Source organism: Buttiauxella massiliensis (assembly GCF_902500225.1).
Lineage (GTDB): Bacteria > Pseudomonadota > Gammaproteobacteria > Enterobacterales > Enterobacteriaceae > Buttiauxella > Buttiauxella massiliensis.
This window is the reverse complement of record NZ_LR722653.1, coordinates 1-14,729: the sequence shown is the minus strand read 5'-3', so window position 1 is coordinate 14,729 and position 14,729 is coordinate 1. Positions and strand designations below refer to the sequence as shown.

The window sequence follows — 14,729 nt, the reverse complement described above, 5'->3', positions numbered from 1 at the left end:
AATTGTTTCATATTCCTGTGCTTTTTTATATGGTCTTTCATGTTATTTCCTCTTATTTTTGAGTTAATCTGGTATATGTTAATATTAATATATAAGGGGGCGAATTTAAGGGTGCGGCATGGTGTTAATTTATTTATCTATTTTCCCTGTCGTGCCTCTATAATTTACTCTTGTTGAGTAACCTCGTTCAATAAACTGTGTTTTATCGTAGTTATAAAGATAGTCAGCATCTATTCTTCCACAAGACAGACATAAAGAATATTCCCATCTTAAATTACATTTCTTAGAAACAGAAAACCTGCCTGTCATTTATCTTCTACATGAACATTGCATATTGATTCCCCTTATTAACTATTTCAGGACTCTGCTTTCAAATGGGTGCCAGCGTCAGTCAGGATTTTTCGTGCTTCCTCATTCTCTTTGGTTCGTTTATATACTTTTCGGGGCTTATCGATTCTTATGCTGTTTTTGGCGTTAGGGACAGCGTGGTTTTTTTTCTTCTTACTAAAAATAAAAGCATCAGTATAGATGTCTTTAGTTTCGGTTTCTAATAATAAACTTCGTCTTTCCTGTTTTGTAAGGTCAGTGTAGTTTTCTGGATATTGTTCAATATCAGCGGAAATATTTTTGGAGTTACTCAAATGTTCTTTACGTTTTTCATCAAGTTGATGGCTCATGCCTTTGGCAAAAATATTGGAGTTGATATACAGGTGTCCATGATGTTCAACGAGTATTCCTTTTTGTCTGAGTTTCTTAAATATATTGGACATATTTCCGGAGGCAATATTTAAAGCCTTACAGAGTGATGACTGTGAAAGATTGATAAGGTTTCCAAACTCCATGTATTCCAAGATATAAGTTAATACACGGAATTCATTTTTAGAGATGTCCAGATCGGAAAAAACACGGAAGTTAGATGTAAAAGCAAAGACATAAGGTTGTGAAAATGAAATCGCTTTATCGTCTTCTGTGGAAATAACGGTGGTGGATTTGATCTCTTTGTTTTTTATCAGGGTTCGCGCGATATCAATCTTTTGCTCAGTAGTTAATGTTTCAAAAAGGTGTAATAGTTCGTCGTCATTAGTGTTCATATTAATCTCTCGTGTTATTGTTATTATGTATATTTAAATACTATGCAAAAAAATGAAAGTCAATAGATAACCTATAAATAAAATAGGAGATGTATTTTTAAAATAATATAATATGTCAAGAAATGTTAAAAAAACTATGTTCAGACATAGATCAAGCTATGTTCGAACATAGGTACGATCTATGTGCGCACGTAGGACTTTGCTATGTTCGAACATAGCAAAAAAAGTTGTGAAGCCCCGATTTCATTGGGCTGAGAAGGTGCTTATAATTAAATAATTAGTAAGAAGTTAAGAGAGTTAGGTTTTCCTTTAATATTATTCTGGGAACGTTTTACGCAGGGATACAGGTTTTTCTTGCTACTTATTTTCAGCGATGTGATTGTCTTATACAATCACGAAGCGCTGCTGATCGCTTGGTTTTCCTATTTGACAGGAAAATTAGTCTCAAATGAATAATCGGGATCGGAATTTTGCGGCAATAATAATATTGCAGAGAAAAGGCGAAGCCATATGCGAAACCTCACGGGATAAAAATATTTTAAAATAGTGTTTTTGATTAACAGGAAGGTTAAATGTATAGATTTTAATTGTATGATTAAGTTTACTCCTTTTTTACTGGCGGCTGTCGCCGAGATCTTTTATGGATAAATCCATCATTAACAGGGCAAGCCCTGTTTCAGCAGTGTGATTGTCCAAAACAATCACGAAGTGCTGCCATTGGTAATATAGTTTTACTATGTGTTTAAGAGCAAATGCTATATGTACGAGGGAGAATTCTGCATTGAAACAGGAAAAGGGCGAAGCCATGAGCGACAGCTCATCGGATAAGAGATGTTTTCAAAATGGATGTGGATAAATCACAACGTAAAACCTCACCAGCGTGGAGTTCTGTAATTAACATGCCTTCTCCCTTACTGGCGGCTACGCCGCAATTATTTATGGATAAATCCATCTCTTACAGGAGCAAGCCCTGTTCAGCAGAGTGATTGTTTTTTAACAATCACGAAGTGCTGCTACGGTTAATATAGGTTTTCTATACATTTAAGAGTAAATGCTATAGGTCAAATGCAGAACGATATGATCGGGTGAAAATGTTAGCTGCATGGGTGGGATGCAGATAAAGGGCGAAGCCATGAGCTGCAGCTCATAAGATAAATATCTTTTCAAAAATAATGATAAATAAATATCAACCCTGTTATGCAAGGTGAATTAAATTTGATTTTTTAATGGGAAGTGGTATTTAAATATATAACAAACACAATGAAGAGAGGTAAAAAATGATAAACATAAAAATAATAAGTATCTTTAAAATAAACAAAAAAATACTCTTCATGACATGTATCGTATCCGATATGGAAGAAAATAAAGACGGAATAAAACTCATGCTGGAGAGTGGTGAAAGCATCTGCATTAAAGATTACGGTTATTACTTCCTGTCAGAAGCTGACGGCGATTTGGACAGAGAACCAATGATAAACAGTTACAGAAGGTTATTTTCTGAACTTAGCGGGATAAGTAAAGTGACAATAAATTCTTTAATGCCCTAAGCTGAATACGTCATCATTGTTGTTTTGTGGTTGGTTTTTGTAACTCCATGACAAACATCGCTTTTAAGTCAAATTGTAAATCGGTTAGTATTGCATCAACTAATCCGTACAAATGACAAGGAAAAGAAAATGGATCGTCAATACAACAATGAACTGACCCCGGAAGTGCTGGCAACAATGGATCAATCCCCGCTTACGGTGGAACAACTGGCCGGAATGAATGATGAAACGCGAGCGCTGACCGAAGAGCAGGATGAGTACATCAGACAGCATCCTGTCACATCGATCTGGCGTCAGGCCGTGGTGGGAAGCTTAACCCGCAAGGGAGGCAAAGTTTCTTCTGCCAGCTCAGGTGGAGAGGTGATAACCAGTAGTGGTAAGTTTGCTGAATTTGCTCTGGTTGGGGATGAGGTTATTTATCCTGATGGAACAACAGCACGTATTATCAGTGGTTCCGGTAGCAGTATCAGCAACAATGGAAGAGGTTATGCACTGGTTGGCAGTTATCTGAGTAATGGTGATGAAATTATCAGTACGCCTCAAGATATTGCCGTCTTCTGCTGCCGTGTAGGAGAAACGATGCCGGACGATTTTATGGGTGCAATGGAGATGTAAACGATGGGCTATCGTGAGGACTGTTATGGTCGGGGACTTGCCCTGCATGGAGATAAAACCACTACTGGCGCAAGTTGTATCAGTTCGCTAGGGGTTAATACCTCTAATTTTGGTCTGGGGATAGTGCGTAAGGGAGATTGCACCACCACCTGCCCTAAGTGCGGTAAGCGTGGGGTGATTACTACTGGTGAAGAGAAAGCGCTCTATAGTGGCATTCCGGCAGCAGTAGACAGGTCGTTGGTGAAATGCGGTTGTCCTGATGGAACGAATAAAATCATAGCTCCTGCGGGTCAGTGGATGGGTAATGGTCCCTCACCTGAACAGATAGCGCAGGAAAAACATGCAGCAATGCTGCTGGTTCGTAAAGCCGAAAAAAAAGCTGAAGAGAAGCGGCTGGCTGAAGAACGTGACCGCAATCGGGTATTCGCCAAATCCTGCCTTCGTGGTGATGGTTGTAATGATGCCGGAAAACAGCGGGAGCCACATACCAATTTTGCTGCGATGGCATTTTATCAGGCCGTTTCTCCTGCCGATCCTGCATCGGATAATGATGTAGTCCAACATGCCCAGACTGCCAAGAAAAAGAAACCAGCAGAGGATATTCCAGAGCCGAAGAAGCGAAGCGCCCTGTATAAATGGTGGAATGGCAATCATGAGGAAATGGATTATCAGGCCGCAAAAGCTGCTGCAGCCAGTGCTGCTAATGCTCAGACGGCGGTTAAAGGTGCCAGTGTTCTTGGGTTGGTAGGTGGAAGTGCCATTACATCAGGCACATGGGCGGTAAAGCTTGGGGAAATGGCGACAGGACTCGGAAGGGTCGCAGCCAGCGGCCCCGGTGCTCCTATCGCTGCAGTCGTGATGGGAATGATGCCCGGAAGACTCAATGACGGTGAGCAGGACTTTATTGACCGGATGCGTCTGGAACAGATGCGTGAAGCACCAAGCCGTGTGCGTTATACGTGGGAACAGGATGATAAAGGTAATCCTGTTCCTCATGGCTGGCATACGCCACCCGGTAAAGATATGGTGCGTGTGCGCAAAATGGAGTGGGACAGCAGCCGAAAAGCGTATACGTTAACCACAGAGGAAGATCCGCGTATCACCATCATCTGGACGCCCGACAGTTCAGGTGTCAATGTTCCTTCAAATACAGGTAACCAGAATCCTGTAAGGATACCGAACCCGGTAGTTGTTGATCCGTTGCCGGAAGATACCAGTATTGAGGCTACAACCACTCCGGCACCGGAAGAAAAGAAATTTGAGGATTATATTCTTGTTCTGCCAATATCGGATATTCCGCCTATTTATGTATATCTTAGTCAGGGACGTTCAGGTATTCCTGATAAAGATCATGATTATCATCCAGCCCCGGAAACTAGTGAAATTGGTATTTCAGGTCTCAGACAGGCTAAGAAAAAAACACCTAAACAAGGTGGCGGTGGACTTAGAGAGCGCTGGGTTGATGCTAAAGGTAGGAGGATTTACGAATGGGATTCTCAGCACGGTGAGCTTGAGGAATACAGGGCAAGTGATGGTGAGCATTTAGGGTCTGTAGATTATAAAACAGGTGAGCAGTTAAAACCTGCAGTTAAAGGCCGAAATATTAAAAGATACCTTTGAGGTGAAAGATGGGACTGAAATTAACATTAGAATGGTTTGATAAAATAGATGAGATTTTGATCAACAAAGAGACCTCTGCAGATTTAGGTCAGGATGGGAGTCTAATCAAAAAACTTAATTTGCCATTTGATGGAAGAATATATGACGGTGGATTCGATGTATTAAGTTCGTGGAAGAACGATTTACAACCATTATTTTCACACCACATTGATTTCGATAAATATGACTACCAGCTAGTATTTAAACGAGATTAATAAAACAATATACGTTTTCCATTCTAGCGCTTAGCAGTCGGTAGTGTTTAGTCGCAGCACATTGTTCCTTATGTGCTGCTTCATTCCTTATTCCTTCGAACATACAGCCGAAGCACCCCAACTGTGGTTTTCCATCGCTCACCGCCACTATCAATCAATTGATATAAAAGATCGATAATTTATTATTGATAGTTTTTGCCGATTGAAAACGGTTTATCGATCGATCATTTAATTGTTTTAATCGATCGATTTCATATTTTTGATAGGTTTTAACTATCATTTGTTTTTTATCGATCGATTTAAACGATATGACGAACATCAAAAATAATTCAATTCTATCAATTGGTTAAACAGACTGCTTCTGGATCGGGTGTGATTAGGCTAAGAATAGGGTCTCTTTTGCTTTCATTCCTGCCATGAACAGTCAGTTCGTAAACATTGATGGGATATTAAGATGAAAAAAATCTTACTTATGGCAGGCGCTGCGCTGGTTCTGGCGGGATGTGGTGAAAAAGGTGACTATGAGAAAGCGATCAACGCGAAGATTGGTCAATCAAAAACCTGTTTCTCACTGCGAAGCAATGACGTCACATTCCCTGTCCAGCTCTCCAAACCACGATTTGATGAAACAGGGACTGGAACAGGGTCTGTAATTCTCGACGGTCTCGTAGAACAGGGCTTAATGGCCTTTGTTAAAGGCTGGGATAACAATACGCTTGGGATAACAGATGAAGGTAAACAAGCCAAAATCTGGGATGCCAAAGAAGGTGTTTGTGTTGGTCGCCGTATTGTTGATGAAGTCAAAGAATGGACCGAGCCGGGCAACGGTAATCAGAAAGTTGTTCGCGTCACATATACGTGGAAATTAACTGATGTTCCATCATGGGTGGACAAAAGCGCATTCTCTGGTGTGAAAGGGATGAACGGACCTGCTGATAGTGCCATGAATCTTGTTAAAACCAGCAATGGCTGGAAAGCGAACTAAGGAGCTATCATGGAAAACAATACCATCAAGTGCCCGTTTTGCCTGAAAGAAAGTCAGAGAGGCGTCCATGTCTGCACCGGCTGCATGGCAACTGTTTTATATGGAGCCTACCCCGGCTGGTATGCTTTCGTGGTTATATTATTGACCTTCGGCCTGTCTATACTGATCGGAATGTCTACAGGCATGGCGGGAGCTACTATCAGCCTACCAATCATCGCGGCTGTTGGGTTTGTCGCAGGTAAGGCAATTTTCTCTGATAATGTTGTCTTCAGAAGAAGAATGTGATTACCTCATAGATAACCACGTCCATGATGTCCACATGGACGTGGTTTAAAATTATTATCTATTCAATAATAACTAATTCACGCCGTATACTTCCATATTTTTCCACAAGGGAACAACGATTTAAATCCAATTTACATCTTGAACCTATTAAAACAGTGAAATCCCAAATATCAATATCAGTATCCTCACTGTCGTTATATTCTTGTAATGTCCATCTCGATACGCTTAGAGCGGGTTCACCGAGTCCTTCAGCAGTTTGATATCTAAAACAAACATCAGAATATTGATCTGTAGAAAGATCAATACTATTAAATATAGGGCCACACACATATTTCCCACCCAATTCCGGTGGCTGAGGATAACCTATAGCAACATCAAATATATGGTTATCCATTTCTATCCATGAATGATCAAAGCAGACTTTATTAGAGTATAAACAAACCTCACCAATTTTTAATTTTGGATTCAGTCCCAATTCGGATAATAATATATACATCGCTGCTGAAGTTGAATGACAGGCACCTGTGAAATTATTATCTACAACATAGTCCAACATTGATTCATAAACATCCTCTAAAGAAATTATATTTGTATTGTTCATAACGCATCCTGATATGTTACGGGTGTAATTGAAGTGATGACATACATTTAGTATAAGCTCGAGTGGTTCTAAAATAAAGTTATTTATAAACAGTATCAGGAAAAAATATAAATGTATTATTTTAGTTAAAGTTAATATAATGAGTTCATCCGTTTCTTCGATATCCCGGCGGCCTCAATTGTATGGTGCTGTTCTTGCTGGGATACGATATAGATTGGGTGAGATCAATATTTTTATCAGCATCAGCTTTATCATTCATATGTCGGCTTGGAAAACGGTTTATATCATCCTTTGTTGGCTTGTAGTCATCGTGGTTAAATTTAGCTTGTTTCTCATATTCAGTGCGTAGAACAGGATAGCCTAATACTTCATCAAAGACATAGTTTTCAGCAATACGTTTATCATGTTCTTCACTGATACTATCAACTTTAGTATTGTTCATTTTAGCCCATATGAATTTATCCCTGAAAAAATCAATAAGAAGGGCAGAGAAACGTTTAAAAATATTATCCTGATGAGTAGTCTGTTTCCTCTTAACACGTTCAGGGGCGCTTCTGGATACCCTGTTTAGGTTTTGAGAGGAGGATGTTTTCAGGATAGTATTTGTTCCAGAATCAGAAATACTGACTGATGGTTTCTTACCAGCAACGACCTTACTGACTTTTGTTTTATCACGGTAAGATTTAACGCCACGCATACGAGTATGAGGATCTGGCGCTACCAATACAGGTCTTTGATTCTCATCAGTAGAAGAGGCGGAGTGTGTTTCAGGTAATACAATTTGTTCTGGTTCAGCAAGAGTAGCCACGGTGAAGCTTCTGACATCAACGACTATTTCAAGATCAAGTTCGCTGAATGTTTTGTAGACTTCAACAGCTTCTTGCTTGGCAGCATCACGAACAGCCTGTTCTGTGGCTCTTTGCTGTTTAGCCGTTTCACTACGCCATTTAGCACTGTGGATACGCTTCATTGGAGGACGGTTTGTTTCAGCGGCTTTGGCAAGCCATAGCGCTTTTTCTTCATTATCAAGAGCAACCGCTGCTTTCTCTAATGCTTCCTCATGCTGGGCTTGGAGAGAGCGATGGTCAATACGTTCTGATGAACCAGCGGCAGCGAGATAGCTGTTAGCCATAGTTGACCATGATTCACGCCACAGCACAGACATTTTTCTGTCGTTCCAACTTCTTTCTTTTTTACCAAAACTTCCGGGCCTATGGTTTTTAATGTCAACATAACGTGAGCATGAGGATTATCGCTATCAAGATCATGAAAAGCGATATCGGCAATCATGCCTTTATCAACGAAATTTTTCTGGCAGTATTCAAGAACAAGTTTTTTCTTGTCATCATTGTTTAACTCGGCAGGAATAGCAACATCGAAATAACGAGCTGTTTGTCCGTTATTTTGACGCTCAACTCTTTCTACTTCATTCCACAATGCTGTAGAGTCTTTTACGATATGTTCTGGAGCATTAACAGGTGCTAATATGAAATGCCCGCATAAATCAGTACGGCGGCTATAATCATAGGTATCACCTGTTCTTTCATCTGTGATTCTGCAACGAGCGTGATAGGCAGCTTTCGCAACGGAAGACTTACCCTCAGAACGTTTCACAATTTTAAAATCAAGATGAAAAATAGCCATACAATAAAAATAACCTCAATATAAATTTAAATATCAAACCAAAACGTAAATCCTCAATATAACCAAGCTGGTTTTAGTTTTTCGTAAGAAAAACTCTGGTGTTGACGTTGACCTTGTATTTAGCCTGCGGCAGCAACCGTCGGTAGACCCCACACGCTCACGAAGTGAGTGTATAGGTGGGCATTGCTTTATTTTTATATCTCCTAAAGGAGCTAAAAATAACGACAATGTTTTAAGTTTCTCTATATTATTAATAATAACGCTAGTTTTACAGGCTGTGAAATTAATGAGAGCTAAATCGGATGAACGGCTGAGGTAGGATAGTGATATTGGATTTTGGTCTTTAGATAGCGCCCGTAAGGGCAGAAAGAGTCTTTTTATCTCCCGCCGTTAGGCGGGAAAGATAAATCAAGATAAAACAGAGGAAATAACAGATGCTTTTATGTGTTGCACAAATTACAGGTTAAGCTCAAAAATACGAGTTTAAAAATAACAGATAAAATTGTTTTCATTAATTTGATAAAATAAGTAACGCGGAGAGTATCAGATAATCAATGTTAGTGGTTGCACTTGTTTGTGTTTCATGATTTTATTTTAAGCCTACTTATATTTCATTTTTAAAACCAAAACACCATTTTTTCGGGATAAATCCCATCATTAACAGGCAAGACTGTTCAACTACTGATTGTCTGGAACAATAATCTCGCGCTGCGTAATTTAATCTGGAATACAAAGTATTCAATCTTATGCCTATGGTTTGACCTTTTCCTTTTTTAATTGTATTTCATGTTTTTAAGAACAAAAAGGGAAAGTAATTATGAGTACGGATGATAAGGAAAGCAGAAAACCAAGAACAGAAAAAACAATTAAGCAAAAAATAGCATCAGCGCAGATGCGTCTTAATCGTCTAAAGAGTAAGGAGAAATCCTTGACTAAGAGCGCTGAGACACGTCTGAAGATTATTTTAGGTGCAGAAGTTGCTAAAGCTATGGGCTGTAAAGTTGAAGATGTCGATAAGGAGTTTGTATTGGGGATATTATTACAAACTTCGAACATTAATGCGGATGCTAAAGCAAGAGTTAAATTACGAGGGAAAAGATTTCTTGAGGATATGGTGGGTAGGCAGGAATGATATATATTCATAAAAGCGAAGTGAGATTAATTTTTTTGTGGCGATTAAAATGAGTTAGTGACTCCATCATAATAACAAAAAGTCGTTATATACTTTGCCCTGATATTCAGAAATATAACATGAGATATAAGATGGATAAGGTGTCAGGAACTCGGTTTAATACTCCAGACTTTTCATAGCGGATTAAAGTCATTCGTGATTAGCTGTTATGATAATGTTTTTTCAAAAATAGTTAAATATATTTGACAATCAGTATTTAATGTCGTATTTAATAAGAGTTCCTTGAGAACATTCACTTCATGAAGTGTCTGATTGCCCCATGTATGGGGAGTAGTTTACAGCCCAATGGGCTGATTGCGTTGCCCCAAATATGGGGATATGTATATTCTCTCCAATGGAGAGTTCCTTTCAAGGGGAAACGAAAGGGCCGTAAGGCCCTTTTACTTGTGTATTTGTCTAATTAATCACAACTTACTTCACTTAGTTCTTTGGCAATGAACATAAACTCTGCACGATGATTTTTATCTTTAGATATGTATATCTTTCCGTTTACATCTGCAATAATGAACAGCTTTATCTTGCTTTTGTCTTTCTGTATTATAACTAACCTTTCAGGTATGGAGTATTTAACCAGATCCTTTTCATGATAACATTGATTCACGTAACCTAACCCGATCATATTCGCTATTTTTTCTGATACACCTGTTGAAAATGCTGTTGCAATATAAAAAACAATAAGCAAGGAGAAAAAAACGTAACACCATATTCTATTCTTTAGATCTCGATTACGTTGATGTATGTCCGCTAATCCAATAATCGCCAATGTAACGATAATAACAAATATTGAAAGAGCTTGAATAATACTATTAAAAGAAGAATTTGTTTCTATATCAAAATTCAGTGTAATGGAAAGGAATCCAAACATAGCAATACTTATTGCTAATAACAATGCAGTATATAAAATTAACTTTAATGTGACGGCTATTTTTTTGTAATAAAAGGGTTTTTTAATCGCTAAAAAATGGAAAGTCAATGCAACTATAACAACTAATGAAACTCCGAAGTAAAAATGGTAAAAAATGAATAAAGAAGCTACTCCACATGATGTGAAGTATAATAAATATATTAATTTTCTTCTTTTTACCCCTTTTATTTTTTCTCGAACTAATATGTCATAATAAAGGCATCGGGCAATTGCTGGCGATAAATTGAATGATATTAAAAAACATCCAACAATAAAAAGTATTATAAAGAAAGATAATGCCCCTGTACTGATGAGTAAATTTGATTGTATCAGATCAATAAACTTCACACCGTGGGTGCGTGCATAGCTAAAGAGGAACCACGCTCCTGAAAACGTGCACATAAAAATTATTAGAGTTATGATTTTTTCTATGTTTTTTAATCCCAAGATGGAATGTTGTTTTATTTTGTTTAACACTTTATTGTCCTTTTTATAGGGGTATCTGGAAAATATTTTTTCCCCGATAGATAGTTAAACTATGCTTTGTAGAAACAATTGTTGCAATGGTGTATCCTTAATGACAATATCACCTTTCACAGTCAAAATACTTCTTTCGATTAATGGTTGTAGAACCTCAAGAATTATATTCCTTCTAAAAATAAGATGGCGATGAGGTAATTGAATGGTTTTTTTATTGGCAATTGCTTCTGCTTCTAAAGATATAAATTCAGGATCGAGAGGTAGGATGTCACTCATTTCATCAAATATGTTATAAACTGTAATGCTGCTTCCAGTTGAAATGTTATCTATTATATTAATCATAATGCTAATTACTAAGATTGACCATCTCTGGAACATCCAAAGGCTGGGTGATTCTTTCATTTCTTTAAGCATTATAGGTAATTTCGGCCACTTCCTCTGTATGTTCGGAGTAAATAACTTATGGCTTATAAGCCATTTATTCCATGTGCTGAAGTCTCTATTGAATAGTTCATCGGTCATGTTTAAATACTCATATGAGCGATTTTTTAATCTATTGCTCATATAAATTGTTAGGGATTTTATATGTATATTTTCTTTACAGGTTTTAATGAACTGAGACCGTACTCGTGTTTTTTCTTTTTCAAGTGATGGATATTTCAACCAGCGCCATTGAGGATTGTTACTATCTTTAGGATAGAATCTTATAATTACACTTCCATCAAAATCGTCCATTAGCTTCAAATCAAATTCATTTAGTAAATATATTATCCATATATGAAATTCTTTCCCTTTATGCAAGGTGTCTCCACGTAGGATAAAATAATTATCGTTTTTTTGTATAACCGATAGTTTATCAACGGAACGATTCTTCTTTGTGTACAGGCAGAAGCTTTCAGTAAAAACCTCATTAGATTCTTCATAAGTTATACTCTCATGAATACTTGGCAGGAATATGGTCTTATTTTTCATTGTTTTGTTGATTGAATTTAGTGTGTTTTTTAATCTTCTTGAACGTCTTTCATTTATTTCTTTTTCGACAGCTAACTCATGACATTCAATCGCTTTAATACACTCAGAGTAATAAAACCATTCATTGGGAACTTGATTGTTTTTAATACGTTGATGCCATTCTTCTATCTCGATATCTTCAGAGTATTCGAACACTAACTCTACTGAATTTATTTTGTTATTTTTAAAGTAACGTACTTTTTCAGGCTCGCATTTGTGTGTTACGCAGATCTCGACGATGTATAATCCAGTATCTGTGTTAAGGCAGACATCTGACACATAGTTTCCGATTCTGTGTTCTAAGGTTGCGGCTAGTATTTTGGTTTTTATTAGTGGTGTTTTTAGCGTATGATTCTTATACGCAAAAGTCATTTGAGGTATTGTTAATACATCTAAGCTAAGAAAATAATGTTGCATTGCTAAATGCAACTGTGTCATTCGGCAAGCACGATTCTCGATAAGATTTCTATGGGCGAAATGATGTTTTTTTAATTTTCCACCATTGCGAGCAATCAATTCATCATTACATGACTTACATATGCAATTACACTTAGCTCCATTAGGAACATCATCAATATGCATGATCTGTTTTGTTTCTTTTTCCACTGCATATTCAATGATCACTACAAACTCCATTTCTTTACTATGACTGACTTGTCTAGATTAAATCCTTGTATTGAATATGTCTACTGTATAAAGCAACGTAATCCTTAGCTTTCAGGTCTTTATTTGCTGCGAGCAAATTGAGATAGTATAACCATGTCATTAATATTGGCACCTAAATAGCTGTGCGGGATTGTAATCCATTTATAGCGTAAGGCTTTGGTGCTGTTTTCTCTGTCTGCCACGCTGTATCAGGTCTACGATGTATGCCTTTACGCAAAATGTTACATGCCAGTCAGCGTAAGTGTAGTGGTATTAGATACAGCTATTTAGATAACAAATCCACCACTGCAACATCAGAAGGAGCTGATCAAGATGTTTGCCTAAGAGTGTAAGTAATGTGGACTCTGTCGTCTTACTTATGGCATATCTGAATGACTTTTTCTTTTCATATAACCATATTGCATAATGAATTACCTGTTGACCTGTCAATGCCACCGTATAACCATCAATATTGATTCCTGATAGTCATTATCATTGTCTTTATCACTCGATTACCGACATGAGCATGAGATGCTGGCAGCATATGTTAAAAAAATGCTGGTTCTGTTTATCTGCAATGCTCTGTGCTGTGATAGCTCTACTTCAGAACGGGCTAAGACCACGATTTTATAGACTTTTTGCCCTTCCTAAATTAGATTGGTGAGAAAGTTAGTAGTGATTTGTTAAGTAAGGGTGGGGTTTTCAATGGAACGTAATGTTTTGGGTCATGCTCAAAGAGAAATTTCAGGAGCAACCACATTCGGAAAATATGATTTTCAATATCATTGGGCTTTATGCAGAATAATTGAAAAGCATAAATCTAATTCTGACTATGCATTATTAATCGAATATCATGAGGATGTCGTTATCGCAGACTCATTGTATGGAGATTCGGCAAAATTTGAATTTTTCCAAGTAAAGAATACTGGAAAACCTTTCACTTCTGACGCCTTAACTAAACGAGAGCAAGGTGCTGAGGGACCTAAGAGTTCCATTCTAGGTAAGCTATTAAGCTCATGTATTGGTACAGACTATGAAGCACGCATTACGGAAATCGGTCTTGTGTCCTCAAGTGGTTTCTCATTTGATCAAAGAGATAAGAAGTTAAAATTAGACATTATAACTTCAGGAGATCTTAGTGTAGATTGCTTATCAGGATTAACTGAAAAGTTAAAGGATGAGCTTGGAATAGCTCTCTTGCCAGAAAATATAAAATTTATTGTTCCAAAAATAAAATTAGAGAACCACGAAGAGTTTGTCATTGGTAGATTTGCTGAATTAGTAAATGAAATATTTCCAAATAGTCATTGCAATGCCGTTAATATTTATAGAGCAATAATCGATGAAATTCATCGCAAAGGACAGAATACTTATGATTTTACTGTTTGGGAGAGAATGGTAGAGGATAAATCTCTCACATCTCATAAGGTAAAAGATGTTATAGCCGTTAACACAACAAGCCCGAAACTTGAAGACTTTGAGAAAGACTTTGAGTACTTAGCTAAAAATGATATGAAATGGAACACCTTAACTTATCGAAAGATTAATAAAAAATAAAACAACTTTTCTTGCGCCGAATCGGACATTCGTCGGCTTTTGATATGAATATAATGAGAATAGTCTGTAAGTATCCCACCAAAATGGCCCATTCACTTTTAGAGATCTTCCGACATACTGATTATGTCCCCGAGGAGATCGCCATGCGTAAAATCCGGTTCACCGAGCACTAAATCATCGCCGTACTGAAATCCGTCGAAGCGGGCAGAACCGTCAAAGATGTGTGCCGCGAGGCCGCTATTTCCGAAGCCAGCTACTACAACTGGAAGGCGAAATATGGCGGGATGGAAGCCGCTGA

General features: G+C 37.7%; 13 protein-coding genes and 1 pseudogene. 9 read left to right on the top strand and 5 right to left on the bottom strand.

Features of this window, described 5'->3' with window-relative positions:
• Nucleotides 1-356 precede the first annotated feature (356 nt).
• Nucleotides 357-1,091 (bottom strand): helix-turn-helix domain-containing protein, encoded by a 735-nt coding sequence (locus GC128_RS10600; RefSeq protein ID WP_151994272.1) that lies wholly within the window; start codon nt 1,089-1,091, stop codon nt 357-359.
• A 1,277-nt stretch (nt 1,092-2,368) separates the two neighbouring features.
• Between GC128_RS10600 and GC128_RS10595 the strand changes: the two genes are divergently transcribed.
• The 6 genes from GC128_RS10595 to GC128_RS10570 all read left to right on the top strand — a co-directional run bounded on the left by GC128_RS10595 (nt 2,369) and on the right by GC128_RS10570 (nt 6,397).
• The gene (locus tag GC128_RS10595) at nt 2,369-2,638 is read left to right on the top strand and encodes a hypothetical protein (RefSeq protein WP_151994271.1); all 270 of its coding nucleotides are present in this window, start codon (nt 2,369-2,371) and stop codon (nt 2,636-2,638) included.
• A gap of 129 nt (nt 2,639-2,767) precedes the next feature.
• Complete coding sequence (locus tag GC128_RS10590) at nt 2,768-3,253, top strand: PAAR domain-containing protein (RefSeq protein ID WP_151994270.1); 486 nt, start codon at nt 2,768-2,770, stop codon at nt 3,251-3,253.
• 3 nt (nt 3,254-3,256) lie between these two features.
• A complete protein-coding gene (locus tag GC128_RS10585) occupies nt 3,257-4,873 on the top strand; it encodes an S-type pyocin domain-containing protein (RefSeq protein ID WP_151994269.1) in 1,617 nt (538 codons plus the stop codon).
• Between the two features lie 8 nt (nt 4,874-4,881).
• A complete protein-coding gene (locus tag GC128_RS10580) occupies nt 4,882-5,127 on the top strand; it encodes a colicin E3-like toxin immunity protein (RefSeq protein WP_151994268.1) in 246 nt (81 codons plus the stop codon).
• Nucleotides 5,128-5,581: 454 nt separating this feature from the next.
• The gene (locus tag GC128_RS10575; RefSeq protein ID WP_151994267.1) at nt 5,582-6,112 is read left to right on the top strand and encodes a membrane lipoprotein lipid attachment site-containing protein; all 531 of its coding nucleotides are present in this window, start codon (nt 5,582-5,584) and stop codon (nt 6,110-6,112) included.
• 9 nt (nt 6,113-6,121) lie between these two features.
• On the top strand, nt 6,122-6,397 hold the full coding sequence (locus tag GC128_RS10570; RefSeq protein ID WP_130956510.1) for a hypothetical protein: 276 nt from the start codon (nt 6,122-6,124) through the stop codon (nt 6,395-6,397).
• A gap of 58 nt (nt 6,398-6,455) precedes the next feature.
• On the opposite strand, the gene GC128_RS10565 is transcribed toward GC128_RS10570, so the two are convergent.
• Both GC128_RS10565 and mobQ read right to left on the bottom strand, forming a co-directional pair.
• On the bottom strand, nt 6,456-6,998 hold the full coding sequence (locus GC128_RS10565) for a hypothetical protein (protein ID WP_151994266.1): 543 nt from the start codon (nt 6,996-6,998) through the stop codon (nt 6,456-6,458).
• 145 nt (nt 6,999-7,143) lie between these two features.
• Nucleotides 7,144-8,642: pseudogene (gene mobQ / locus GC128_RS10560) on the bottom strand (MobQ family relaxase).
• Between the two features lie 817 nt (nt 8,643-9,459).
• On the opposite strand from mobQ, the gene GC128_RS10555 reads away from it, so the two are divergent.
• On the top strand, nt 9,460-9,774 hold the full coding sequence (locus tag GC128_RS10555) for a conjugal transfer protein TraD (protein WP_151994265.1): 315 nt from the start codon (nt 9,460-9,462) through the stop codon (nt 9,772-9,774).
• A 460-nt stretch (nt 9,775-10,234) separates the two neighbouring features.
• Here the strand turns inward: GC128_RS10555 and GC128_RS10550 are convergent, their stop codons facing one another.
• Complete coding sequence (locus tag GC128_RS10550) at nt 10,235-11,215, bottom strand: hypothetical protein (RefSeq protein ID WP_151994264.1); 981 nt, start codon at nt 11,213-11,215, stop codon at nt 10,235-10,237.
• Nucleotides 11,216-11,269: 54 nt separating this feature from the next.
• Nucleotides 11,270-12,853 (bottom strand): competence protein CoiA family protein, encoded by a 1,584-nt coding sequence (locus GC128_RS10545; RefSeq protein WP_151994263.1) that lies wholly within the window; start codon nt 12,851-12,853, stop codon nt 11,270-11,272.
• Between the two features lie 726 nt (nt 12,854-13,579).
• Between GC128_RS10545 and GC128_RS10540 the strand changes: the two genes are divergently transcribed.
• Both GC128_RS10540 and GC128_RS10535 read left to right on the top strand, forming a co-directional pair.
• A complete protein-coding gene (locus tag GC128_RS10540; RefSeq protein WP_151994262.1) occupies nt 13,580-14,431 on the top strand; it encodes a DUF4297 domain-containing protein in 852 nt (283 codons plus the stop codon).
• Between the two features lie 173 nt (nt 14,432-14,604).
• On the top strand, nt 14,605-14,729 hold a 125-nt coding region (locus GC128_RS10535; protein WP_226812084.1), incomplete at its 3' end, for a transposase.